This is a genomic window from Gemmata algarum, assembly GCF_034097035.1.
In the GTDB taxonomy this organism is placed as follows: Bacteria; Planctomycetota; Planctomycetia; order Gemmatales; family Gemmataceae; genus Gemmata; species Gemmata algarum.
The window spans coordinates 133,362-159,491 of record NZ_JAXBLV010000024.1 but is presented as its reverse complement, the minus strand read 5'-3'; the positions used below and the strand labels follow the sequence as shown (position 1 = coordinate 159,491).

At 66.6% G+C, this 26,130-nt stretch carries 11 protein-coding genes; all 11 read right to left on the bottom strand.

Features of this window, described 5'->3' with window-relative positions; genetic code table 11:
* Window positions 1–21: 21 nt before the first annotated feature.
* On the bottom strand, window positions 22–1,281 hold the full coding sequence (locus R5W23_RS04470) for an NPCBM/NEW2 domain-containing protein (RefSeq protein WP_320685290.1): 1,260 nt from the start codon (window positions 1,279–1,281) through the stop codon (window positions 22–24).
* A gap of 167 nt (window positions 1,282–1,448) precedes the next feature.
* Complete coding sequence (locus R5W23_RS04465; protein ID WP_261185404.1) at window positions 1,449–2,558, bottom strand: hypothetical protein; 1,110 nt, start codon at window positions 2,556–2,558, stop codon at window positions 1,449–1,451.
* Window positions 2,559–2,748: 190 nt separating this feature from the next.
* A complete protein-coding gene (locus R5W23_RS04460) occupies window positions 2,749–4,719 on the bottom strand; it encodes a hypothetical protein (RefSeq protein WP_320685289.1) in 1,971 nt (656 codons plus the stop codon).
* A gap of 996 nt (window positions 4,720–5,715) precedes the next feature.
* On the bottom strand, window positions 5,716–9,366 hold the full coding sequence (locus R5W23_RS04455) for a hypothetical protein (protein WP_320685288.1): 3,651 nt from the start codon (window positions 9,364–9,366) through the stop codon (window positions 5,716–5,718).
* A 103-nt stretch (window positions 9,367–9,469) separates the two neighbouring features.
* On the bottom strand, window positions 9,470–13,408 hold the full coding sequence (locus R5W23_RS04450; protein ID WP_320685287.1) for a hypothetical protein: 3,939 nt from the start codon (window positions 13,406–13,408) through the stop codon (window positions 9,470–9,472).
* 132 nt (window positions 13,409–13,540) lie between these two features.
* A complete protein-coding gene (locus tag R5W23_RS04445; protein ID WP_320685286.1) occupies window positions 13,541–16,429 on the bottom strand; it encodes a BatA domain-containing protein in 2,889 nt (962 codons plus the stop codon).
* A 93-nt stretch (window positions 16,430–16,522) separates the two neighbouring features.
* The gene (locus R5W23_RS04440) at window positions 16,523–17,473 is read right to left on the bottom strand and encodes a DUF58 domain-containing protein (protein ID WP_010042329.1); all 951 of its coding nucleotides are present in this window, start codon (window positions 17,471–17,473) and stop codon (window positions 16,523–16,525) included.
* Between the two features lie 100 nt (window positions 17,474–17,573).
* Entirely contained in the window at window positions 17,574–18,632 is a 1,059-nt protein-coding gene (locus R5W23_RS04435) for an AAA family ATPase (protein ID WP_261185409.1), read from the bottom strand.
* A 159-nt stretch (window positions 18,633–18,791) separates the two neighbouring features.
* Window positions 18,792–20,018, bottom strand: coding sequence for a prenyltransferase/squalene oxidase repeat-containing protein (locus R5W23_RS04430; protein ID WP_261185410.1), 1,227 nt, complete (start codon window positions 20,016–20,018; stop codon window positions 18,792–18,794).
* 325 nt (window positions 20,019–20,343) lie between these two features.
* Window positions 20,344–20,826, bottom strand: a complete 483-nt coding sequence (locus R5W23_RS04425; protein WP_320685285.1) for a hypothetical protein — start codon at window positions 20,824–20,826, stop codon at window positions 20,344–20,346.
* A 154-nt stretch (window positions 20,827–20,980) separates the two neighbouring features.
* Entirely contained in the window at window positions 20,981–25,975 is a 4,995-nt protein-coding gene (locus R5W23_RS04420) for an outer membrane protein assembly factor BamB family protein (protein WP_320685284.1), read from the bottom strand.
* Between the last annotated feature and the right edge of the window lie 155 nt (window positions 25,976–26,130).

The following is a 26,130-nucleotide window of genomic DNA, read 5'->3' as shown; positions in this document are numbered from 1 at the left end:
CCGCCGCCGACCGCGTCGCGGTTACTTCTGAACACGGGCGTCCGCGAGCGTGACGTAGTTCCCGTTCAGCGGCGTGTCGGTCTCGACAATGACCCGCAACTGTTTGACGCCCTTGACGGCCAAAACCAACCCCTTCGGCTTGTCTTTTCGCTTCAGCAGTTCGGAAAAGAGCACCTGCCCGTCGCCCTCGATCGTGACCCGCGCGGCGGCGGCGGCGTCCGCCCCGTTCTCGTCGATGCCGGCCATCGCCTTGAACTGCGAGTAGTCACCGTTGAGGGTAAACGTGGCGACCGTGTCCGGCGCCAGCACCACCCCCTTCGGGAAGGTCTGGTTATCGAGCTTGATCGCCTCGTTGGCGAAGGAGCGGTCTTTGAGGTAGGCCGCGGGCTGGTTGAGGCGCTTGCCCTTTTCTTCCGGCGCGAGTTCGGGCACCTCGAGCTGCGGGTCGAGGTCCGACAGGTACGCGACGTTCCCGAGCGCGTAGTCGAACCGCACCAGCGCGGCCGTCGAGGGGTACGTTACCTTCACGCCTGCCACGGTGATCACCGTGACTCCTTCCGGCGTGAGGGCGATGTTAGCCGCGGTCAACGAGTGACCGAACACGTCGGTCACTTTGCACAGCGTCGCGGGAACCGAGGCGGGCTGCGGCTGGTGGAACACGAGCCCCGCCGACCGGGTGAGCAAAAGGTCTTCCTTCCCGCCGGCCTCCTTCTCAAAGTTCACGACCGGGCGCCCCTTCTCGTCCACACCGCCGCCGAGCACGGTACCCTGGATGAACGTGAACCCGGTCTCCTGGGCGATCACGTACAAGTCCCGTTTGCCCCGGGTGCCCAGCATCTTCTTCCAGTTGTCGCGCACCTTCTGGTCGTCGGCCTTCTTCATCGCCGAGAACACGGCCGAAACCGGGATCTCCAGTTTCGGCCGCTCGACGCCCGCCGGGGCCGGGAACTGATCGACCGTGAACGCCTTCTCTTTGAGCGCGAACTTGGCGACGCGGAAGGTCGAGCCGTCGGTCAGCTCGATTTCCGAGAAGGTGCCCGCGTCTTTCGGCAGCGGCCCCACTTTGTTCCCGAGGTCGATGACGACGACATCGCGAACGGGGATCACCGCCTTGCTGTCGCCGACCGCGAAGGTGATGTTGTCGGCCTCGACCGCAACGAGCTTACCGGTGAGCTTCTTTCCGCCCGCGGTTGTGAGGTCGTCCGCACCGGCTGGCGTGCCCGCTGTTGCGAGCCCCACGAGGCCCAACAGCAGCGCGGGGATACGGGTCGGGGTGCGCATCAAAGGTGCTCCTCGCGGGTGCGGGCTTGAACGGAAAGGGGCGGTGGGCGCCAGAAGCACCCACCGCCCTCGTATCAGGTATCAAACTGGCGCGGGGATCATACCGAATCGCATGGATTTGAGCCCTTCTGGCGCCGGCCCGGTGAGGCCGGCGCGGGAAGTCGGTCTTACTTCTTGTAGCCGTGGACCTTGTCCAGCGACTCGAAGTAGTTCTTGATCATCGGCTCGAACTTGGCGGGGAGGTCGCGGGTGATCTCCTGCACCACTTTCGCGCGCTTCTCGGCCGGCAGGCTGCCCCACTGCTCGGCGATCTTGCGCAGCTCCTGCTCGTTCACCTTGCCTTGGCCGCTGCCGCCCATGATCGTGCTGTCCGGGGCCGGCTGGTTGGGGTTCAGGTTGTTGCCGTTGCCGGGCTTGCTGCCCGGCTTGTCGCCGCCGCCCGGGCAGTTGCCGCCCTTGCACTGGCCGTCGCCCTTGGCCTTGGCCTCGAGTTCCTTGATGACCTCGTCCAGGCGGAACACGATCTTCTTTTGGATGTCCTGGGTCTTCTCGCCGCCCCGGGCGAGGTCGAGCCGACGGCCGCTGTTGTCCATCAGCCGCTCGATGTTCGACAGGTCCTTCGGGTCGCTGGCCCAGTTCTGCATGTCGAAGAACATGAGCGTGGCGAGGATCTTGTACCGGTCCGGGGCATCGGCCACGTCGTCGAGCAGTTTCACGATGGCGGAGGTCGCCTGCTCCTTGTCACCGGTCTTCATCGCGGTCGCGTGGTGGGCGACGGCCTTGAAGAAGTAGAAGCTGGCCGGATCGACCGCGACCTCCGGGTTCACGGTCTTCAGCGCGTCGATGGCCTCTTCGTACACCTTCTTGCCCGCCGCCGCTTTCGCGAACGCCAGCGAGACGTTGGCGCGGAAGAAGGGGTCCTGCTTTTCGTCCTTCAGAATCGCGGGAACCGCGGCCGGGGCCGGGGCGTCGCTCTTGCGGGCGTCGGCGAGGAGCTGTTGCACCTCGGCGTTGCCCAGCGCGAGGGAGTCGGCGGTGCGGTCGAGAACGGTACGCTTGTCGTTCTCCCAAACGGCGTTGAACGCCTTCTCGTCGAACTTGCCGGCCGCCTTGAGCCACGCCTCGGCCCGCGCCTTCGCGGCCTCGGCCGGGGTGGCCTTTAACGTGCTGAACCCGAACGTCGGCTTCGAGCTCGGCTCGGCGGCGAACGCAGGGGTCACGGTTCCGGCCAAACCCGCGGAGACCGCGGCGGCGGCGAACAGCTTGCGGATCTTCACTTCCAGGCTCCTTGAAAGCGGTAATTGGACCGGAGAACCTGCGTTCGGTGGCGGTCGCGTGCGGCTTCCTCAAAGATCGAAGCAATCCGGGTGCCGACGCGACCGATGCACCTGCAACATACCTTTTAACTCGGACGGACACAACAACTTTCGCGCCCGGCCCGACCGTCCTCATCGCGGGCTCACGACTTTACTGGTTGGCCTCGGTCGCGATCTTGTGGAGCATGTCCTGGAGCACCTTTTGCCGGGCGGCGAGCTGTTGCAGCTCCGTCTGGATCAACGGGTCCTTGGCTTGCTCGCCGGGGTCCGCCTTGCTGTGCATGACGGTCCGCTTGTTCACCTGCTCCTGAAGCGACTTGATCAGCTTCAGTTCCGCGAGGAGTTCGAGCAGCTTGTTGTTCGGCTTGTTCGCGTTCGGGTCGTTGGGTTTCGGCTCGCTCGGCTTGTTCTCCAGATCCTGCTTGGCCTTCTTGAGCGCCTCCTGCATGAGCTTGAGCTGGTCGATCACGTCCTGTTCGATCTGCTGCGTGTCCTCGCCGACGCGGGTCTCGTTGAGGCGCCGCTGGATCGCCTCCATGTCGCCCCGAACTTCTTTCAGCACGCCGGCGAACACGACCGCGCTCCCCTCCCCTTCCATCAGTTTGAGGGTGGAGTCGGCGATCACGATGATCTTGTTCTCGTTCTCGGCTTCCGTCTGACTCTTCTGGATCTCGGCCACGGCCGCCTTACCACCGAGTGCCTTCACGGTGCCGTGAATGTTCTTGGTGGCCTCGCGCACTTCGGTCTGGAGCTTAATCATCGCGGAGACACGCTGTTCCAGGTTCGAGAGCAGCTTCGCCAGCTCCTTTTCGCGGAGCTGTTTGAGGCGCGCCTCCAGGTCTTTGATGGCGGCTTCCAGCTTCTTGATGGCGTCGTCCTGGTTCTTGGTCGCGTCCTTGTTCTCGTTCTTCTTGATGTTGTTTTCAGCTTCCTGCTGGCTTGGAACGGCCTGCTCCACGTTCTCCGCGGCCGGGTCCTTCTTGCCCCCCTGCGGCGGGGGCGGGTTGCCGCCCGGTTGGGGTTGGCCGCCGCCCTTCGAACCGCCCGGGCTGGGCTGACCCATGCCGCCCATTGGCGGACTCATCCCCTCGCTGCCCATCGGCTTGCTCTCGCCGCCCTGCTGCCCCGCGGACGGCTTACTCTCGCCCTTGCCCGCGCCCTGCGGCTTGCCCTCGCCGCCCATCGGCTTGGGCTCACCACCGGCCATCGGGTTCATCGGATTCATGGGGTTGGCGGCACCCATCGGCTTGGGCTCGCCCCCCTTCGGCTCGCCGCCCATCCCGTCCTTCGGGGCCGACTTCTCACCGCCCGACATGCCGTCCATCGGCATCCCGCCCATCGGTTTGCCTTCGGCGGCGCCCTTCGGCTCCGTCGGCATCCCGCCCATCGGTTCGCCCTTGTTCTCGGACTTGTTTTCCTGGGTGTCGGGCTTGTTCTCGGCCGTGTTTTCGCCGGGCTTCGGCTCGGACTTGCTCTCCGACTTCGGGTCTTCCTTCGCGCCGGCGTTCGGTGCGCCGCGTTTGGCGTTGGGGTCCAACGCTTTGGCAACGGCGGCGGTGTCCTTCTTCAGGTCGCTCTGATCCTTGGCCAGCCGGTCCGCATCGCTCTTCGGGTTGAACGTCCGCCCCAGAATGTTCTCCTGCCGGCGCTTCAACTCGTTGATAGCCTTGATGGCGGCTTCCAGCTTCTTGATCTCGATGCGAATCCGGGCCGCGTCGTCCTGGGTTTCGAGGAGTTCGAGGATCTCGGTGAGGACATCAATGAGCTTCTTGTCTTTCCCCAGCAGCGTTTCGAAATCGCTCCCGCCAAGGTTCTTGTTGTTCAGCCCTTCGATCAGGTCCTTGAACAGCTTCTCGACGCCCTTTTCCTCGGCGATCTTCAGCGCCGCGCGAAGCGTCTTGGCGCGATCCCGGTCCTCGACGCTGTCGCTCTTCTCCCACTTCTGAGCGAGGCGCAACATCTGCTCAGCAAAGTTCTTGTAGAACTTCAGGTTCTCTTCCTGGGTCCGCTTGGTGCCGGCCCCGGTGGGGCTCGTGGGCTGGGCCGTGAGCGCGGATGTGAGAGCGAACAGGCCGACCATCGCCGCCAGCGACAGCGACAGGTACGGCAACCGGCGGATCATGGGTCGGCCTCCCTCGTGGGGTGCGGTGCTCGCGAGCGCCGCGGGGCGTCGATTCGTCTGCCATTCTGACGACCCGCCAGAGGGCCGCCAACACGCAACAGGGAAAAATCCGAGAGCGATCAGTCCAATGTTACACTTTGTTACGCACCCGACAAAATCCCCTGCTCACAACTTCAACACCAACAGCCTTCATCAATCGCAACCTCGCCCGCAAAGCAGGCAGGAACCGAGATGCCCCAAAATGCCGGTCGATTGACCGGCATCCCTTACCGGCAGAACTCAGCGACCAAATCTTTGAGCGCCATTCGGCAGTGACAATTTGCCGCCACACAGCCACGGCTTCACGCGATTGCCCCACGGTTCCCGCAGCTCTTGGGCCATCTCTGATCGTAAGATCGGTCCGGATCTACGGGTTGTACGGGTGATTCACGGGCAGCGAATGGGGAGCGAACTGTCAGCGAATGGGTAGCGAACAGACAGTCCTACCCCCCGCTTCTGTGCCCTCAGCATACCCACCAGCAGTGCCTTACCCCATCACACCCGGTATCTCAGAAGGCAGCCCGAACCGCCGACGCGACTCCGGTTTGAAGCACCCCGCCAAACCGGCAACACTTTGAGCCAACCGGTTAAGCGGGGCTCGCGGCGGAACTGGTTCGGAGAGTCACTTGCCGCCCGCCTTGAAGCTGTGGCGGAGTGGCCACCCCGTTACGACCCTTCGATACGATCCGGTTGGCTGTGTCTGTTTTTGTGGCGCAGACATTCCGGTCTGTGCAGCCTTCTTGCGCCGCACAGACCGGAATGTCTGTGCCACAAAGGCACAAGCCATAAACGGACACCTACAACCGGACCGTGAATTATGACCGACGCCCGCCCGCTCGGCACCCTCGATGCGAGCCCACAGCCAACCGCTCGGCCCTCTAAGTTACTGATGGCAGGAACACCTATCGGCACTCGCGCGTGCCGTTTCAGAACCAGGAACCCCCAACGGTACGGCTGTCACTTCACGATCACTGTGACCTCGACCGGCTCACCCGCGCCCGGCGTCACGGTGATCTTGTAGGTGCCTTCTTTGGAACCGGCTTTCACCTCGTACTCGAACCGGAACTGGTTGTTCTCATAGGTGAGTGTGAGCTGGGCGGGGACCACGACCGCGGGGTCGGAAGAGGTCAGCTTCACGATCAGCTCATCCTCCTTGTACTGCCGCCAAGTGATCGCGTGCTGGACCTTCTTGGTCTCGCCCTTCGTCAAGGCAATGGCACCGACCGGGCTGACCTTCGCCGTCTTCGCGCCCTGCTCGTCTTCAAACTGGCGCTTCAACGCCTCGATGTCTTTTTCCACCCGGAGCTGGTCGTCGCGGAGCTTCCGCAGGTTCTTGATGAACTGCTCCTTGCTCAGTGACTCGCCCAGATCCTTGCGGATCGCCTGGAGTTCGCGCTCCAGTGCGTAGAGGGACTGTTCGGCGTCGGTCACCGCGGCGAGCGGCGCCCAGCGGCTGGTGTTCAGCGGCGCCTGGACGACGTTGAGCAGGTTGAGCGTCTTGGGGAACGCGACCGAGGCGTTCGGGTCCTCGCTCAGGATCGTGTCGAGCCGCGCACAGTAGCTCTGGTAGTTCTTGGTCGTGACCTCGACGACCCGGTTCACCTCGCACTCGCGGGCGATTCGGCGGAACTCGCGGAGCACCGTGTTCACGATGTCGCGGGACTTGTCCACCGCGTTCACGGCGGTTTGCGACCGCACCTTCACGGTGTCCACGACCTCGGGGGTCTCCTCCTTGAACCCGTTCGAGGAGCGGACGAACTCGTAAGCGCGCTTCGCGGCGGCGAGCTGAGCGAGGGCCTCGTCCAGGCGCAGCCCGAGCGCCTCTTCCTCCTTGCTGATCTCCAACAGCAGGTCGCCCTCGGACACCACCCGCAACCGAATCGGCTCGCTACCCCGGGTGACGCGCGGCCCGCCGTCGTGATCCGCGTTGTTGTCCGTGGCCTGCACGAACAGGTCCATCCGGTAGCTCTGCTGGGCCTCCCCCGGTGGGGCCAGAATTTTGATGATCCCGAGGTCGTTCAACTCCTTCAGGTCGAAGTAGTCGCGGTCGGAGTTCTTCAGCTCGACCTTCCGCACCGCCTCCTGGTTCACGTCGTCCCCGGACGGGGTCTTCAGCAGTTCGGCGAGCCGGTCGGGGGTCTCACGGCGGAGCCGGCCGTTCTGGTTCGCCCACTCGCTCACGAACACCGACGCGGTCAGCCGGTCGTCGTTCTTGTCGAGGGTCCGGAAGTTGTCGGCGTGCAGCCGGGGGAGCACCGCGGCGGGGAACTGTGCCCCGGTGGGCAGGTCCAACAGCGACCGCAGCGCGTATTTGGTGCGCAGCCCGCGGACCACGTCCGAGTCTTCGGCCGAGTAGGTGAACGTGTACTCGACCTTACTCAACCCGTGGTCGTCCTTGATGAAGCTGTCGGGGTTGAACGGGATGCGGACCTTCGGGGTGACGAGGTAGGTGTTGCCGAGCTTGCGAATCACGTCCACACCGACCTCGACGACCGGCGGCTGGTCCTGCGTTACCTGGATCAGGATCGACCGGGTGGTGCTGACGTTGTACTTGTTTGTCCACGTCACCTTGAACTCGACCGGGTCCTTGAGCCGGAAATCGACGTTCGCGCGCCCGTCGCGTTCGGGGTAAATGCCTTTCAGCACCGACAGGGCGGCGCGGGTCGGCGCGTCGTAGTCGTCCCACCCGTTACGGAACGTAACGGTCCAGCCCTTCCCTGGCGTCACCGCGAGGGGGACAGGGGTCTGGGTGACCTTACCGTCGCCACCGAACACGGCGCCGGGGAACTTCCCAACCACCGGAATTGCGACCGCAGACACTACGGCGTCGTTGTCGGACACGTTACCGTCGTCGTCGGTGTACGGGTCGGCGTGGATGGTCACCTGGGTGCCCGCGGGCACCACGAACACGGACCGCTCGCCGGTCAGCGAGAGGTTCTTCTCGCCCATCACCTGCCGGCGGCCGCGCAGGTCCTCGAAGCCGGTTCCCGTGGCCGGGGCGTGGTGCAGGTACGCCGGCTCCTCCTGAACCCGGTAGAGCCGTTTCAGGGTCGGGGGCGGGATCAGCCGGATGCGCTGCGCCGGCGTCTGGAAGTCGTCCGCCTCGACGTAGAAGTACACGTCCTCTTTCAGCCCGCTCACGTCGCCAGCGTACTCGTTGTTCTGCTTGGGGGTGAGGTCGCCCTTCCCCTTGAACTTGAGCCCGCGGTAGTAGGACTGGAGCTTCAGCGGCGCCTGCACCACGACCGGCGCGCCGTTCTCGTCGGTTCGCGCCTCCGGGCGGGTGAGCTCCAGTTTCCGTAAGGTCCGTTCCATACTCGGCCGCTCGGCGGCGGCGTTGAGCGCCGCAAAGACCTGTTGGGCCGCGTCGAAATTGCTGCCGAGCCCTTCGCGCAGCCGGTTCCGGTACGCCAGCGCCTCCGGAGGGAGTGAGTCATCCGGCGCGTCGGCGGGCACGAAGAGCCGGGCCTCGACCGCGTCGACGTACCAGTCGTTGAGTTGCGCCGGGAGACCCGTGTCGTCGGTCCGGAGCAGCGCCGCGGCGTCGATCGCGGGCACGTCGCGGCCGATCAGTTCGGGGGTCACGTCGCCCCACTTCATCGGCCGCCAGCCCGCGCGGACCGACGGGTCCGCGACCACCCACTTGTACGCCCGCGCGGTAATCGGCACGGTTGCTACGTCCCGGCTGACGGTGGCCTCGGTCTCCGGGAACCCGACCAGTTCGATGTGCGCCCGGCGCGGCCACGGGGTGCTCATCAGCCCGACGTTCCGCTCCAAGAAGATCCCGCTCACGTGCGCGAGCTTCCACCCCGCACGGGCCGGCTGGACGGAGCGGGCCGCGAGCGCGTGGGACGCGATGCCAACGGTCACGGTCCCCAGGACCAGCGCCACCGACGCGAACCCCAGGAGCCACAGCCGGCGCCAGTTAAACACCTTGCTCACCGGCACCTGCGCCACCCGCTCCCGGGCCTCGACGATGGTCGCCAAGAGCATCTCTTCGGAGTACCCGAACTCCTTCATTTTGTTGACGTTCCCCATCTCGACCGCGGTGATGAGCCGGTCGCCGAGGAGCTTGGGGAACCGGCGCTCGAGCACGAGCGCCAGCGTCTCGTAGGAGAGTTCCTTGGTGAGCCGCCGCAGCAGCCGGAACCCGATGACCGCCGCCAAGGGGAGCGACACCCACAGTAAGGTGCCGAGGCGGAACCAGAGCGGCGCGTGCTCGACCCATTCGCCGGAGCCGAAGGCCGACACGCACAAGTATTCCACCAACCCGAGGGTCAGCGAGGCGCCGAAGAACACGGCCGCCGCGATCACCCCCTCAACGATCGCGGTGACCACGGCGAACGCGACCACGACCAGAAACACCCGGGCGCACCAGTGCCCCGCGAGCACCCAGTCCACGCCGGTGACCTTGAAGAACACGAAGTCAAGCACCAGCCCGAGCGCGAACCACGCGACCGCGAACAAACACGCCGACAGCACCCCCTCCAGCAGGATGTAGCGGCGGATGGTGCTGCGCAACTGGTTGAGCGGGTTGAACACGGCGGGGTCGCGCGCCACGTGCTGGGGCGTCACGTTCGTCCGGCGGGTTCCTTCGGCGGTCGCCATATCAGCGGCTCTCAGTAGCGAGTCGAATTCCGGGCGGCTCCGGTGGGCGACCCGCCGAGGGGTCGCATCCCATCACGCGGAGCGCGGCGCGCCAACCTGTCCGTTACGCCAAGCGGGACACTTTGCGGGTGAGCCACTCGAGCGAGAGCAGCGACACCACGGCGAGCAGCGCGAAGCTGATCTGCACGTTGTCGCCGCTAAACTGCGTGCGGTGGGCCACAACCTTCACAGCAACGGCCGCGAGCAGCGCGGCCCCGAGGATCAGCAGCCCGCTGCCCCAGTCGGCCCGGAACGCGAGCACCTGGGTCAGGAACACCCCGACGGCGACCATGAAGTACCACCAGTCGAGTTCTCCGACCCCGACCATCACGCCGAGCCCGACCAGCGCGACGACCTCAACGGCCATCACCGCGATCATCACGACCAGCCACGGCGTCCGTCCGATGCGCTCGTACACGCTGGCCCACACCCCGCGCGCCACCATCAGCACCAGCGCCGCCACGAGGGCGATGTTGAGCCCCACCGCGAGCCGCTCGGCGGTCAGGTCGAAGTCGAGCAGCCGCACCTCCAGCCCGCCGACGCTGAACCGCAGCGGCTTGTCCCACAGGTCGTTGACCGGCCCGCGGACCTCGGTGTTGCGGGTCTCGGTCTTCATGCACTCGGGGATCAGCTTCAGCAGTTCGTGGTCGGTGGCCTTGAACGCGAGCCGGGGCACGTTGCCCTCTTTCGGCAGTTTGGTCCCCAACTCGCTCTTCACCTTGTCGGTGAGCCGGGCCTGGAAATCCTTGTCGAACTCGCTGGCCATCCGCACCATCGCGCCGAAGTCGGGGCGCTTGTTGTCCATCTCCGGGTCCGCGGCGCGAATCTTGAACTCGCCGGTCAGCTTGTCGCCGGCCGAGTCGGGGATCTCGATCTCGACCCGGTAGTTCGAGTCGTCCGCGGCGAACTGTTTGGGGTCGAGCAGCACTTGGCCGGCGTAGTATCCATCGAACCCGCCGCCCGGGTTGGGCTTCGCGGCCATGTCGAACGGGCCGAACGTCCGCTTGTCGCCCTGCTTCGGCTCCTGCACCACCAGGAACTTCGGCGGCGGCGCGGTGACCTCGTAGGGCTTGGCGCTCTCGTTGAGCACGCGGGCCTGGACCCGCAGCGGCGCCCCGGCGACAGCCTCTTTGCCCACCAGTAAGCGGCCGCGGGGCGCCTTCACGTTGCGCTTCCCGCCCATGTACTTGATCATCTTGATCCAGACGCGCTCGAAGAACTCCCGGCCGGTGCCCTCGCCCGGCTCGTAGGACCGCATCTTGTGGAACTCGCCCGAACCGATGTAGCAGGTGCGGTACGCCGCGGACGGGTTGTTGGTCACCACATACGGGAGTTTCACGACCTCGTTGTTGTCGCCCACGTCCGCGAACTCCGCGAGCACCGCGCTGCCCGCCTTCACCCCGCCGATGCCCACGTCCGGCTTGAGGGGGTAGCAGGAGAAGAACCCGCGGGTCGGGTACAGCTCGACGCGGTCGTCCGGGTCCTTGACGTGGCGGTCCCGGTCGGTGAAGAACCGCTCCCACCCCGCGATCGGGTCGTCCTGCACCCGGTCGTCGAGCCGCAGCAGGTCCGAGCCGATAATGGCCTTCGGGTTCAGGTACAGGCGCCGCGGGGACTTCGGGATCGGCTTGATCCGCTGGGCGATGATGTCCGCCGGCTGCACCGGCAGGATCTTCAGCAGCGGGTCGTGCTTGCTGTTCTCCTCCACCCGGGCGAGCTGGAACGTGTTGATCGGCCCGGCCACGAAGATCAGCCCGCCGCCGCCCTCGCGCACCCACCGGCTCAGGTCCTCGGCCTGCTGGGCCGACAGCTCCGACCAGTCCGGGTCGAACGCGATCATCACGTCGTACTCGTTCATGTTGTACGGCCGGTCGGCCGGGTCCACGCCCTTGTTGGACCGCAGGTCGAAGTGGGTCGGGAACCGGCGGATCACGACCTCGTCCTGCTCCGCGGTGAGCTTCCCGGTGGTGCCGGCCTCGTTCTGCACGAACGTGGTGAGCGTGGCCCGCTGCTCCTGAACTTCACGGGCGAGCAGCGTGCGGAGGAACGTGAACTCGCGGCTCGGCGCCCCCGCGACGAGCAGGATCTTGAGCTTCTGCCGGAGCACGCTGACCTCGCGCACCGTGCTGAAGTGTTCGGGGTCGGGGAACGCCTCCTGCGGGTCCCGGGCGATCCGCGCCCGCGCGGCCCACTTGCCCTCCTTCAGAACCGGCTTCGGGATCGCGGCGTCCTTCGACGGCTCGGTGAGCTTCTCGGGGAGCTTCGCCGGGTCGATGACGAACTCGACCTGCCCGTGCGGCGGGTCCCCCGGCGCGAACACGAGCTTCTGCCGGAACGTCTCGTTCGGGGTGAGGTCCTTCACGTCCCGGCCCGGCACGGGGGTGTTGCCCGGGGCGTACAGGTCGAGCAGCACCTCGACTTCCTTGTTCGCGAGGTTCTGGCCGTCGGCCTCGACGATGAACTTCCACGCCTCGTCGATGGGCGCGGCGTCGGGGGCCTGGATGTCGGTGACGCTGATGGCGACGCGCTCGCGGTCCTCGCCGACCACGACCGTGAACACCGGAATCTTCTCCTTGCCCGCCCGGTCCCGCAGTTCGGCGTAACTCGACTCCGAGCCCAGGTTGCTGCGCCCGTCCGACAGGACGACGATCCCCTGCACCATGTTGGACGCCTCGCGGGTGACCGCGGCGGTCACGGCGTCGGGCACGTTGGTGCCGAGCGTGATGGTGCGGGCCACGTCGATGCGCTTGTCGAGCTTGTCGAGGTTCTTGCGGAGCGCCTCCACGTCGGCGTCGGACTCCAGGCTCGTGAACGCCTTCAGTTCGCCGTCGCCGCGCCGCGCGAACCACTCCTGCGCCCAGTCCGCGGTGCCCGGCCCGTCGCCCCACTTCGACGACTGCCGGAGCTGCGCCTGGCCGGCGTCCGACAGCCCTTTCAGGACGAACGGCTTGAAGTCGTAGCGGCGGAACGAGTCCCACTCGCCCTTCGACCACACCGGGGCGCCGCGCGGGATCAGCGCCGGCGCCTCGTCGAGCCGGGTGCCGAACGCGTACACCGCCACCGGGTTCTTGTCGAGTAGGTTCTTCAGGAACGCGACCTTCTCGTCGGTCAGGAACTCGATGAGCACGTCGATCCGCTTCTTGGCGGTCGCGCCGGCCTCGTCGCTCACGGCGGTCACGCTCGGGGTGATGTCGAGCAGGATCACCACCCGGGACTGCTTGTTCGTCTCCTCCCACGTCTGCTCGGCCGGCAGCAAGAACAGGACACAAAGGGCGCCGTACACGGAGGTGCGGACCAGCGCGAGCGGCACCGCCACGAACCACGGCGCGGTCCGCATGTCGAGGATGTAAGTGAACAACGTGAAGAGCGCGCCGGCGCCGAACACGAAGGCGACGAGCACCAGCCACTTGACCTTGTTCAGGTCGCCGGTGGTGGCCAGCGAATCGGCCTCGCCCTTCGCCTGCTGGGCGTCCACCCCGAAGTACGATACCACCCACCACACGACGAGCGTGCCGACGAGCAGTCCCGTCAGGAGGGCGAGCGCGACGGCCGGGAGGTCCCGCGGCGGGGACGCCGCGGTGCGCCGCGGGAACAGGATTTTGAACACGGCGAACAGTGCGGCCAGCGCGGTCAGCGCGCCCAGCGGCACCACCGCTACGGAGACGAGCAGCCGCCAGAGCGGCATGTCGGTGTCGCCCCCGCGGGCTGCGGCGAGCAGCACCAGGGACTCGACGAGGACGGCGAACACGGCCAGTGAGCCGACCACGCCCCACACCACCCCGAACGCGGACGCGTCCGAGACGCCGGTCTTGAGCGGGCGGCCGGGCGACGCCAGGCGGTACCCGACGCGCGCGAGCACGACCAGCGCGAGCGCGCCGATGAGCGCCAGCGAAAAGGCGTTCAGCGCGAGCGCGGAGAGCAGGTCCTGCCCGAACTGGTCGAACGAATCGACCAGCCGGCGGAACACGTACTCGGTCTTTCGGGTCGTCGCGGTTTCGTTCATCTGCCTGCCCGCCGGTGCGGTCGTTGTGTTCGTCTGCGGTCTGGCGCGGCCCGCGCGTCGGGGCCGCATGCCTGCCTACCTGTGTGCGGTCGCCCTCACCGCTCAGGCGAGGGCCGAACCGGCGCGGTCACGTCACGCGCCGGCGCCGACCGGTTCGTCCGCGGCGGCCTCGGTCGGGAGCGGGGTGGACCGCGGCTGGAACGCGGCGGCGGCGCTGGGGGCCAGCGCCTCCAGGTCTTCCGGCTTGGTGTGGTAGCTCATCCGGACGGCCCACGCCTGCTCGGCGATCAGCACCAGCAGGAGCAGGAAGTACAGCCACCGCCGGCTCGACATGTCCGACGGCTTCTGCTTGAAGTCGTCGAGCCACGAGAGGTCCTCGGTGTTGTGGATCGGGGCCTTGTTGGTCCACTGCGCCAGGTCGTCGGTGTTCGCGCGCCGCAGGTCGCCCTCGCGCATCGCGTCCACGTTGAACGCGACCGCCGCGTAATCGGGCTGCTCGGCGGGGGTGCCCGGCGGGTCCTTGTCGCCCTTCAGGCGCGTCAGGGAGAAGAGGTAGGCGCCCGGCACCCGGGCGTCGGTGTACGCGAGCTGGAGCGGCCGGCGCGGCGCGTCCGGTGCGGCGTCGGGCGGGTTCGCGGGCTGATCGAGCACCTGATCGGTCAGCGGCTTGAGGGTGAGCAGGGCGCGCCCGCCCTCGGCCTTCGCCACGTCCGCGGTCAGCAGGTGCCGGGCCGCGAACGGCTTGTACCGGGTGGCCTCGAACTCGGCGAAGAACCGGTCGCCCAGCGCCAGGTTCCCTTCCGCGCCGCCGCCGGACAGGTACTTCTGCATCTCGCTGACGACCACGACCCAGCCGGGGCTCCCCTTACCCGACGGCCAGTCCGTCCACTGCTTGTTCCCGGGGCTGTGGGTGCCGCCGGCGTCGGTGGTCATCACCGCCACCCGCCCGCGCCCGAACTCCTTCACGATGTACAGCGGGTCGCCGAACTTGGCCTCGTCGCGCAGGGCCGTCGCCTGCGGGCGCACCTCGGCCAGTTCCGGCTGGCTCCAGAAGTCGCGCAGCACCGGCTCGCTCTCGTCGCCGTCGTTGATCTGGTCGCACAGGAGCTGGTCGAGGTACCGGGCCAGCACCGACAGCGGGATGCCCACCTGCGCGGGCGTCTCCTGGATCTGCCGGAGCAACGGGTCCAGGTACTTGCGGGCCTTCTCGAACTTCGGCTCGTTGTACCGCTTCTTCACCTCAATCACGAGGTTCCGCGCCCGCTCCTCGAACTCGGCGATCGGCTTCTCGTTGGGCATGCAGTACAGCTCCCGCACCAACTTGTCCTCGCGCCAGCCGCCGCGCCGGGCCACCGGCCAGTAGAAGTCGATGTTGGTGAACAGGAAGTACCGCTCCACCTCGCTGTCCTTGGCGGTGCCGCCGCGCTCGTTGGTGTAGATCGCGGACAGCGCCGGGTGCTGCCGGTTCGCCGGGTCGCGCAGGATCACCCGCTTCCCGAACGCCAGTTCACGCGCGGTCTTCTGCTCGGGCTTCAGCTCGTCTGTGAACTTCGCCGGCAGCGGCACCGGGAAGAACCCGGCCCCGCCCTTGTACATCCGGGCCGTGTACTCGTCGGGCTTAACGTCGGGGCCGAGGAAAACGCCCACCCCGCCGCCGTTCGAGACGAACTGCTCCAGGTTCGTCACCGCCCCCGGCGACAGGGTCGGCACGTTCAGCAGGTAGACCGTCGTGAACGGGCGCAGGTCCAGCCCGTCCAGTTTGGGGGGTTCGGTGGTGACCCACTCGATGCCCCCGAACGAGTCGATGAACAGGCGGCGCAGGTAGAAGCTGTCGCCGTCCTGCTTGTCGCGCTTGTCCACCCGGCCGTCCACCACCAGCACCTGGAGCTTCGGCCGCACCTCGACCACGGCGTGGCGGACGTTGTCGATGGCGAGGCCGCCCGGCTCGGGGACGGCGAGCACCGCGGTCACGAGGTTGAACCGGTCCAGCGGCTTCTCGCGGGTGCCGACCTGGGTGAACGTCGCCTGGCACGTGGCCACCCGCTCCTGGTTCGCGGGCAGGCTCGGGACCACCAGCGAGATGTCGCGGCGCATCTCGCCGTTGACGTAGAACTCGACCCGCACCTCCTTGAGGTCGGTGCTGCCGTAGTTCTTGAGCCGCACCTCGAGTTCGGTCTGCTGGTTGGCGGCCACGACGCGGTTGCGGGGCTTCACCTCCACGATCGCCACGTTGTCGGTGAACGGCGGCGACTTGCGGTCCGGCTTGCGCGCCGGGGGGGCCACGTCGATCAGGTGGACCGTCGCGCCGCCGTCTTTCAGCTCGGTGAGCTTGTCGTTGACGGCCTGCCCGTCCTCGGCCCAGTCCACGTTGCGGAGGTCCGACAGGACGTGAATCACCTTCGCCTCGCCCGCCGGCACGTTGGCCATGTGGGCCTTCGCGGCGTCGAGGGCGTCCCGCAGGCTCCGCCGGACGGTGGACACCTGGAACTGGGCGAGGTGCCCCTCCATCGCCTCGATCGCGGCGGCGTTGACCTTGGCCTCTTCGGCCTTCGCCGGGAACGGCTTACCGAGTTCCGAGGTGCGCATCACCTGGAACGTCTGGGCCGTGGCCGCCTCGCCCGCCGCCCGCATCAGCTTCTCGTGGATCAGCCGTTTGCCGACGGCGAAGGCGTCCGTCTGCGCCCCCTCGTCGCGCCACACGTCCGCCATGCTGGGCGAGTCGTCGAGGATGACGAGGTGCGTCGTCGCGCGGGTCTCCTTGCCCTGCCCGGAGTTGCACCCGAGGAACCGCCCGAGCAGCAGCCCGACGAGGAACACGATCAGGCACCGCAGGAGCAGGAGCAGGAGCTGCTCGAGGATCTTGCGGCGGCGCATCCGCTTCTGCGCCTTCAGCAGGAACTCCATCGCCGCCCACTGCACCCGCCGGAACCGGATCCGGTTGATGAGGTGGATGACGATCGGCGCGCCGATCAGCGCCGCGCCGGCGAGGAACGTCCACGGGTTGAGGAACAGCGACAGCATCGGAGTCTCAGAAGTTCGGAACGCGGGCCGCGGACGAAAAACCGAAGGGGGTCGGGGGCGAGGGACGCCGTGGCCCGCACCCCGCGTTCGACATCAGCGCCGCGCGGGGGCGGCCCGGGTGGACATCCGCTCGAACAGGAACTTCGACAGGACCGCGTCCATGTAATCGCTGGTGCGGAGCAGCGTGTAGTCTACGCCGATCCGGGTGCAGCCGCGGCGCACCTCGGTCAGGTACAGCTCCAGCTCCTCCAGGTAGCCGTCGCGCAGCGCCCGCGGGTCGCACAGGAGGTCGGGCTGCGCCTCCAGCCCCTCGAACTTCGTCATGCCGCCGAACGGGAACAGCAGCTCGTCGTCGTCGAGGATGTGGAACGCCATCACGTCGTGCCGGCGGTGCCGCAGCATCTCCAGCCCTTTGAACAGCTCCGCGCGGTCGCACAGGAAGTCGGAGAAGACCAGCACCAGCCCGCGGGCCGGCATGGCCTCCGCGACCTGCCGCATGATCTTGACCATGTCGGTCTTCTCGCGCGGGTCCGACACGTGGAGCGCCTTGGTGACGGCGTCCATGTGCCGCTGCGAGCTGCGCGGCGGGATCGCCTCGCGCACGTCCGAGTCGAACGTGACCAGGCCGCACGAGTCCTGCTGCTTGATGGTCAGGTACGCCAGGCACGCCGCGGCGGTGGCCACATAGTCGTACTTGTACAGCGTGCCGGCGCGGCGGTGCTTGTCCCGCCCGTAGAGCATGGACTCGCTGGCGTCCACGACGACGTAGGAGCGCAGGTTCGTCTCCGCCTCGTACTGCTTGATGACGAACTTGTCGGACCGCGACCACACCTTCCAGTCGATGCGGCGCAGGTCGTCGCCGGGCATATACTCGCGGTGCTGGACGAACTGGACGCTCTGCCCGTACACGGGGCTCCGGTGCATCCCGGAGATGAACCCCTCGACCGCGTACCGGGCCCGCAGGTCGAGCTGCGAGACCCGGGCGATCACCTTGGGGTCGAGGAACCGGCGCGGGTTCTCGGGCTCTTGGCGGCGCTTGGCCATCGGAAGTTCCAGTTCCAGGTTCCACGTTCCAAGTTGCGCGTCGGAGGGGCCGATCCGGGTTCCCAACTTGGAACGTGGAACCTGGAACTGGGGACCCCGGTCACGAGGAGAAGATCTTCTGGAACCGCGGGTCGCTGATCAGCGACCCCTCCTTGTCCGGCGTCTCCTCAATGAGCTTCTTGACCACCATGTCGGTGTTGATGCCCTCGGAGGCGGCGGTGAAGTTGGTCAGGATGCGGTGCCGGAGCACGGGCAGCGCCAGCTCCTTGATGTCCTCGGTCGTGACGTGCCCGCGGCCGTACAGCAGCGCGCGGGCCTTGCCGGCCAGGATCAGGTTCTGCACGGCGCGCGGGCCAGCGCCCCAGCTCAGCCAGTCCTTGACGAACTTCGGGACGCCGGGCTCGCCGATGCGGGTCTGCCGGACCAGCGCGAGGCAGTAGTGGATGACGTGGTCGGTCACCGGCACCTTGCGGACGAGCTGCTGGATCTCCTGGATCTGCTCGCCGGTCAGCACCGGGGTGATCTCGTCGGCGGTCACGCCGGTGGTGCGGCGGGCGATCTCGAACTCCTCCTCGAACTTCGGGTACTTCACGTACACCTTGAACATGAACCGGTCCTGCTGCGCCTCGGGCAGCGGGTAGGTCCCTTCCTGTTCGATCGGGTTCTGGGTCGCGAGCACGAAGAACGGGTTGGCGAGCTTGTGGCGGACGCGGCCGACGGACACCTGCCGCTCCTGCATCGCTTCGAGGAGCGCCGCCTGGGTGCGGGGCGGGGTCCGGTTGATCTCGTCGGCCAGCACCATGTTGGCGAACAGCGGGCCGGGCCGGAACAGCAGCTCGAACGAGCCGGTCGCCGGGTTCTTCTCGATGAAGTCCGTGCCGGTGATGTCCGCCGGCATCAGGTCCGGGGTGAACTGGATGCGGCTGAACTCCAGCGACAGGCACCGCGACAGGGTGCTGATCATGAGCGTCTTCGCAAGGCCCGGCACGCCCTCGAGCATGCAGTGGCCCTTGCTGAAGAGCGCGATGAGCAGTTCCTCGATCACCATGTCCTGGCCGACGATGACCCGCGTGAGCTGCTTCTTGATGTTGTCGAACGCGGTCTTGAGCTTCTGGATCGCGTCCATATCGCTCGGGGCCATCTCGGGTGTCTTGCTCATCGCGGTCACCGCCCTCGGAGGTGGTAATTTGGGTCGAGTTTAGGGATAAAAGTACCGTGTGCCGGGGAGGGCCGTCGCGTGCGAACTGCGGATTTTGCCCCGCCGCCGGCACGTGCCGGCGGCGGTCGGCGTTACAACCCCGACCGCCGGCGCCCGGCGCTACTTCTGATAGATGGGCAGGATCGCCTTTTCTAACTGAAGGATGCAGAGATTGATGCTCGTGGTGTAAACCGGCCCGATGTACCCCTGGCTCCACGACCCGTTGGTTTTGTCCTGGTTGTCGAGAATGGTCTGGAACGTGGCGTCCTTGTAACCGCTCCAGGTCAGCAGTTGGTCCTTCTCGCCGGCCGTCAGATCGCCGTACACCTTCGGCGTCTTCCCGTCGGCCTTCAGGAGCGGGAACATCTCCAGGTACTTGTCGTCCCCGAGGGCGTACACGGCCTGCGAGAAGTAGTAGGTCTGGTACTCGTCGTGGCTCTGCCGCCCCTTACCAACCGGAATGTTGTCCTTACAGTACTTGATCCACCGCTTCGGCAGTTCGCTCTTGTACTGCCCGGCGCTGAACCCGCAGCAGACCGCCGCCGCGGTGAGGGGCGGGCGCCCGTTCTCGCCGACCGCCCCGCCGCCGCCGGCGTAGCTGTAGATGATCCCCCCCTTCGGGGTGGTGCAGGCTTCGAGGTAGTTGACGGCGCGGTCGATGTTCTCTTTGGGGACGGGGATGCCGGCGTTGCGGGCAGCGCGGAGCCCCTGGAGGGCGGTGATGGTGACGGACCCCTCGTCGAAGTTGTTGCCCTCGGCGGCGCTCACGTACCCCCACCCGCCGATGTCCACCTCCTTGCCCTCGGCCTTGCGGTGCTTCTTGAGCGTCTGCGCCTTGCAGATGAACTCGACCGCCTTCTTGAGCAGCTTCTCCAGTTTCTCCCGCTGCTCCTTGTCCTCCTCCTCGCCGTACACGCTCGCCAGGAACATGGTGCCGAACCCCTGGCCGTACATGTACCGGGTCTGCTCGGTGGGGTTGCGCACGTCGCCAATCATGCCGTTGGGCTGCTGCCGGGCCGGCGCCAGGAACCAGTCCACCGCCTTCTTCACCTGGTCCGAGTACTTGCCCTCCTTCAGCGTGCTCCCCTCCATCAGGAACGCCATCCCGGCCAGCGCCGTCATGCTGGTCGGGTACTGCCCCCCCTGGGCCTCCCAGTGCCCGTCCTGCGCCTGAATCTTTTTCAGGTACTCCAACCCTTTCTCGATCGACGCCTCGACGTCCTTCTTGAACTTCTTCTTGGCGTCGTCTTGGGGCGCGGCGGCGGTAACGGGTTGGGGTGATGGAACGGCGACGAGGCCGACCGTCACACACGCCGCGAGGGCTGCGAGCAACCAGCTACGGGGCATGAGTTTCTCCACAAAAAGTCCATTGGCGGTGCCGTGGCTGCCGCACGGGCCGAACCTGGGAGGGTAGGTCAGAGACGAACGGCGAGAAAAACGTTAACACCGGTGGATAGGAAATGCCCACTCAAAACCGAGAAAGGCCGGCCGAGAGACGGAAACGTTCGTCAACAACTGCCGAAGCACTGCGCGCCGATCGCACGGCACTAAGCAACCCAATAGACGATCCATCGCCCCGGGTGCGACGCTCGCAGCCTATAACGACGTCCGGTGGGTAGCGAGAAACAAACGACGCGGGCTGGTCCGTCACAGCGACGGCTCCGGGGTCTTGCTACGCCCCGAGCTCAATGGCCCGCACCCATCGACGGGCGCGCAGGTCGAAGTACCGAGAGCCATCGTGCAGGCTGATGTACGCTGGCAGTTGGAATCCCACCCCGCCAGCCGCGTGCCAGCACTCCCCGAACCACTCGGCCAGCACCCGCGCCCCGCTCTCGAACGTCGCTACGCCGCTGTCTTCGTATCGATCCTGATCGATGCTTCCCTTCGGTATCAGGGGGCCAGCCCTCGGAAGGACGTTGCCTTTGAACGGCGGCTCGAAGTACTCCTCGTTGACGGCCTCACGGTCCATCGCGAATGCGTACACCGGGAAGTCACGCCAGTCGGCCTGCATCTCGAACGACAGCACCTCGAACTCGCCGGCGGGCAAGGGCGTGGCGATCAGCTTGCGGAGAGCCGCCACGAGTGGCTCCCGCAACCGCTCGATGTGCCCGCGGAACTCGCGGTCGAACATCGCTTGCAGTTCCGCGCCGGCCATCCGCAGCACCTCCGCCGCCGAACATCGAAGGTGCTGAATTCCACGAGTGAGCCGCCCCCGCGCAATACGCATTACGCGGGGGCAGCTCTCACTCGTAACAGCAGAAAGAACACAACAGCAGCCTCGTCGGCCGCACGTCCCACGCCGGTCCGCCTTACGGCTTCTTCTCATCGGGCGAGATCAGAACGCTGGTGTCGAACCGGCTCATCCGAATCGTGCCGTTCTTCGGGTCAATGGCAAGACTTTGGAACAAGTTGCCGTTGTATACAACCGACGTCTCGAGAATCAGCCGGCCGCGCTCCTTCTCGATGACGACAATCGCGTGGCTGTAAACGTTATTCTGGTTCATCACGGGCGCCGACGCGATGAGCACCGGCAACTCGGCGAACTGTTCGAGCACGAGCCACTGGTGCTCGAGCACCCCCTCGTAATGCCACAACCGCTTCCCGGAAACGCGGTCGAAAGCGTAAACCGGCCCGTTGACCTTTTGCGCGCGCAGCATCGCGTTGTTTTGCACCTGCACCGGTCGGTTACCGGTTGTTGACGCCGCATTCGGATCACGGTCCAGGATCAAGTAAAACCGATCACCGTCGGCCAGCACCTGCGCACCGACACACGGCACCAAGTGGGCCTCGAAGTTCTTGGGGTCGAGCTTCAGCGTCGTGATCGTCTCCCCGGTGCGGATCGAGAGCACCTCTGCGGTGCCGTCGGCCTTGAGGGCACCGGTCCAGTCGGGGTTGAGCGGCGCGGTGATCGGCACCGCCTTGGGATCGTACTCCTTCTTCCAAACGTCCTTGCCCGTGGCGAGGTCGTACAGCCGGAGCACGCGGGGCTCGTTGTCCGTGCCGGAGGTGATCAGCGCGTGCCGCCCGAAGAGGCGGTACGACCGCGCGTTCTTGAGCACGTCACCGGAATCGGGCGAGCCCTCCACCTGCACCCCGTCCACCGCTCGGATCAGCTTTGCGGACACCGGCTTCCGCGTGCTCGAGTCCACGTCAACCAGCGCGATGTACCGCCCGTCCCCGAACAGAGACGTGCGATCGGAAACGTTCTTGCGGACCCACAGCACGCGCCGGCTGACCGGTTCGACGGCTTCCAGCCCGTCGGACGTGAGAACGGCACAGTACCCCGCTTGGAGCACCGCCGACCGGCCCAGAGGTATTTTCTGGGCGTTCGGCAGCAAGTACAGCTCACAGTCCCCGTTGGGCAGGACATCGATCTGATAGCTGCCCCCGGGCTGGAGCGGGTTGTCGGGCATCAGGTTCTTGTCCCATAGCACCTTCTTCTCGGCGAGGTCGTAGCAGTACAGCGTCAACCCCATCTGCACCAGCATCAGGTGCCCGTGCCCCTGCACGAACCGCGACCACGGAATCGGCTGCCCGTTCCGCGAGAGAATGTTCGGGCTCTGCATGTGCGGGAACGTGGCCCGCACGGCCCCGGTGGAGCGGTCGAACGCGCGGAGCGCGAACAGCCCGGTGCTGCCGTCGAGCGTGTACCGGAGCCGCCGGTACGCCGGGAACAGATCGGGTGGGGATTCGATCTCGATCTGCGAGCCGTTATTCATGTTGGCGGAGGGGCCGGCCATTTCCGCCTTCACCCGGGTGGGCAGCGGGTAGCAGCTCGGCTCCAGGAACGGCAACAACCGCTTGTCGGTGAGCAGATTGGTAAGGAAGTCGGCCCCGGTCTTGCCGTCGCGGACCACGACGTTCGGGTACTCCTTACCGAGTTGGAGGTACAGCCCGACCGCGTCCTCCATCATGCGGCCCTTGATCATCACTTGTGCCAGCGCTTCGGTGGCGCGGGCGCGGGTCGTAACGTCCTCGGAGCTGGCGCGGAGGTGCGCCAAGCACGTCTGGGCTTCGCGCGCGTCGGCCTCGTTGTTGGTCGAGAGGAGCACATCGGCCAGTTTGAACTGGGCCTCGATGCCGGAGGCGAAGAACGGCCCGAACACCGCGACGAACTCGCGGAGCCGCCCCAGGTCCGTCCCGCCCTTCACGAGGTCCCACTCCTTTTCGACGCGCGTCTCGAGCGACTTTTTGGCCTCGGGCGTCGCGGCACGACGGATCATGGCCTCGAGCCGCCCCCGCGCCCACACGTCCGGGCGCATCTTCACGTTGGGCTCGTCGGGCATGTCGAGGAGCTGCTTGCCCTCGCCGAGGTTCGCCAGGGCGAGGTAGTGCTCGAACGCCTCGCCGAGCCGCTCCTGGGTCTCGCGCCCGCGGGCGAGCAGGTAGTAGTACAGCCGCTTGCGGCGGCGGATCTCGTCCTCGCGGCGCACCTTGTCCTCGGGCGACTCTTCGCCGAGCGCCGGCAGGTCGCACAGCGCCTCGTACTCCGGCAACACGCTCTCGCCGCTGTTGAAGTCGGCCCGGAGCAGTTCCGTGTACGCGATGTAGAGCTTCTCGCGGAGGAGCGGCTTCTTCTCGACCGGCAGGTTGTTCCGCTCGGCGTCCTTGAAGTCCGCGATCGCGTCCTTGAGTTTGCCGTCGTCCAGCCGGAGCTCGCCGCGCGCCAGAAGGCCGAGCGGGTCCTTCGGGTTCTTGTCGAGGAGCTTGTTCATCTCCGCGATCTTGAGCTTCAGTTGCGGGTACGCGGTCACCTCCCAGGGGGACTGCGCGTACACCATGCCGTCCTGGAACACGAGGTTCCCGAGCCCGTACCGGGCGAGGGTCTCCGTGCCGCTCCGCTTGCGGGCGCCGGTCTTCGAGAGAACCTTGCCGTCCTCGATGTTGATCGCCCAGATCTCGGCCGACGGAACGGCGTCCCGGCCGGCGGCGTCCTGGCGCACCGGTACGTAAAACGCGTTACGGCCGACCGCCCCGTGCCCGGTCGGGGTCGGGATGGCGACCGGCCCCCACGCCACCTTCGGGGCCTTCTTGTCGGTGTCCTCGCCGCCGAGCCGGTAGGCCCGCATCTGGTTCTTGCCGACCACGATCACGCGGTCGTTGGCGACCCCGCCGACGTAGAGGTCGCTGGCGTCGTGGTTCACGGTCCAGAGGATCTTGCCGGTGCGCAGGTCGAGGCACTCGAGCTTGCGCGAGTCGTAGGCGGTCAGGATCACGCGCCCGCCGCTCACGATCGGCCCCGCCGAGCGCCACCGGTCGTCGGGGAGCTGCTCCGGAACGATCGGCATACCGGTGTTCGGGTCGAACGATCGGGGCGGCGCCGGCGACACCTGCCGGTACCCGTGCGCCCACAGCAGACTCCGCGACATCACATCCACGGCCACCACCACGCCGGAGTTGGTCGGGCAGATGATGATGCCGTCGCTGGCGGCGAGCGTGCAGCCCTGGTACCGCCGCACCGAGTCGGTCGGCAGGGTGCTGTTCGGTTTCCCGAGCTTCTGGGTCCAGACCAAGACCGGCTTCGGTGTCGGGTCCGGCCCCGGGACCTTCACCAAGTTCCTCGGGTCCAGGCACAGGAGCCGCATCACCCCGGCCTGCTCGATGAGCACGTACAGCTTGCCGTTGAGCGGCATCGGCGCGCCGAGGAACACCGCGTCCAGGCACAGCCGGAACGCGTCGGTGTTCTTGTCGGCTTCTTCTTCGGTGAGTGGGCTCGGCAGCGCCGCGGGGACCGCCGCCTTCCCGTCGCTCTCCGGCGGCGGCGCCTTGACGCGGCCGAGTTCCCAGCGGATGTTGCCGCTCTTGATGTCGACCGCGGCGAGCCGGCCGGCCCGCACCATGTCCGCCAGGTCACCCGAATGACGGAACTGCGGCCCGGCGTTGATGCCGAACTCCGGGTTGTTGTAAACGGGGGGCGGCGTGATCGCGAGGTCGTCCACGAAGTACACGTTCTGGCCGTCGTGCGACAGCGACCCGATCAGCGGGTTCTCGTGCAGGATGTTGTGGACCTTGACGGTGCGGGTGTTGTACGTGCCCCACCAGCTCTTTGCGTCCCGGCTCATGTCCACGTCGTGGGTCTCGTCGCTCTTGATGAGCTGGTACAAGCCCGCCGTCGTTTTGGACCGCCAGAGGATTTCGCCGGCACGTACGACGCGCCCGCCCTGCACCCGGTCGCGGGTAGCAACCCCGTACACGCCGTCGTAACTGCGGAACACGATGGTGTCGCCGGTGGTCACCGGGAAGGTGCCCGGCAGCGGGGTGCTGTTGGGGGCGCGGGCGTCGCGGGCGAACAGTTTCTCCAATTCGCCCTTGATCCACAGGTTGGCCTCATCGTCGCCCGAGTAGAACATCGGGAACCCGAACACCTTGTCGAGAAACGGCGGCCCGCCGTCCACGACCGCGTTGCGGCCGGGGTTGCCGCCGCGCTGCGCCCACTCGCCCACGACCGTGGTGGCGCGCACCAGTTCCACCGGGCGGGCCAGTTCCGACCGCAGCCGGTCAAGGCTGTACAGCGTTCGACCGAACCTGATCCCGTCCCGCGCGGCCTTGAACAGCTTTTCTTCGGTGGGCTTGTAAAGGTCCGCGTGCCGCGGGTCACCGCTCCGTTTGAAGGCCAGTGCGGTCTTGAACAGGGTCCGCGGCGTCAGAATGTCTTCAACGTCTTTGCGGGGCAACAGGCGCTCGAACGCATACGCCGCCTCGAGGTAGTTCCCGCGTTCGAGGTGAAGGGTTCCGAGCAGGACGGTGGCCTCGGCCCCGGCCTTGGTGTTGAAGTACCGCTGCGACACGTCGGACAGCAGCGCCAGGTCGCAGTTCGCCTTGATGGCGTCGTCGAGCAGCGCCGACGCGGTCGCCCCATACGCCTGCTGATAGAATTGGAGCCCTTCGGGCTTGAACTCCGCGATGATGCGGTTGGCTTCGGTTTTGACGCTAATCCGGTTGATGCGGACCGTCTCGCCGACTTTGTACTTCACATCGAAGAACGTGTCGCTCTTGGCGTCAAGGATGTTCTGGAGGAGCGGGCAGATGGTGTTGTACGGCGGGTCCTTGAAGTCGAGGTAGTCGCGGGCCGCCTTGAGCTGGTTCTTGGCGTCGCGGTCGTAGGGGACCGAGAACGGCAAGTTCTCGTCGAGTTCGGAGCGATCTTCCTTCTTGTTTTTGTCGTCCTTGCCGTCCTTTTTGGCTTGCGCGACGCCGATCACTGCCGGTTGACCGTTCGCGACGTGCCCGGCCCACGTGACGAGCCACGCGAACAGGGCCGCAAGCGCCCCGGCCGACAACAACCGCAGTTTGGAGCCACGCATGGCGGTACCCACTTCTGTCCGTGACCGGTGTGCCGGGAACAACACGCGCACCTTGCCGATTTTGTCACCTGATGGTGCAGTTCACAAGGAGAAATCCCCGCCCCGTGACGGGCGAGAATCACTGCGCACCGCACAACCCGTTACCCGCAACCGCG

What these genes read in the sequence shown, in the direction of transcription:
- R5W23_RS04470 (WP_320685290.1), bottom strand. Translation starts at nt 1,281, where the DNA reads ATGCGCACCCCGACCCGTATCCCCGCGCTGCTGTTGGGCCTCGTGGGG.
- R5W23_RS04460 (WP_320685289.1), bottom strand. Translation starts at nt 4,719, where the DNA reads ATGATCCGCCGGTTGCCGTACCTGTCGCTGTCGCTGGCGGCGATGGTC.
- R5W23_RS04455 (WP_320685288.1), bottom strand. Translation starts at nt 9,366, where the DNA reads ATGGCGACCGCCGAAGGAACCCGCCGGACGAACGTGACGCCCCAGCAC.
- R5W23_RS04450 (WP_320685287.1), bottom strand. Translation starts at nt 13,408, where the DNA reads ATGAACGAAACCGCGACGACCCGAAAGACCGAGTACGTGTTCCGCCGG.
- R5W23_RS04445 (WP_320685286.1), bottom strand. Translation starts at nt 16,429, where the DNA reads ATGCTGTCGCTGTTCCTCAACCCGTGGACGTTCCTCGCCGGCGCGGCG.
- R5W23_RS04440 (WP_010042329.1), bottom strand. Translation starts at nt 17,473, where the DNA reads ATGGCCAAGCGCCGCCAAGAGCCCGAGAACCCGCGCCGGTTCCTCGAC.
- R5W23_RS04435 (WP_261185409.1), bottom strand. Translation starts at nt 18,632, where the DNA reads ATGAGCAAGACACCCGAGATGGCCCCGAGCGATATGGACGCGATCCAG.
- R5W23_RS04430 (WP_261185410.1), bottom strand. Translation starts at nt 20,018, where the DNA reads ATGCCCCGTAGCTGGTTGCTCGCAGCCCTCGCGGCGTGTGTGACGGTC.
- R5W23_RS04425 (WP_320685285.1), bottom strand. Translation starts at nt 20,826, where the DNA reads ATGGCCGGCGCGGAACTGCAAGCGATGTTCGACCGCGAGTTCCGCGGG.
- R5W23_RS04420 (WP_320685284.1), bottom strand. Translation starts at nt 25,975, where the DNA reads ATGCGTGGCTCCAAACTGCGGTTGTTGTCGGCCGGGGCGCTTGCGGCC.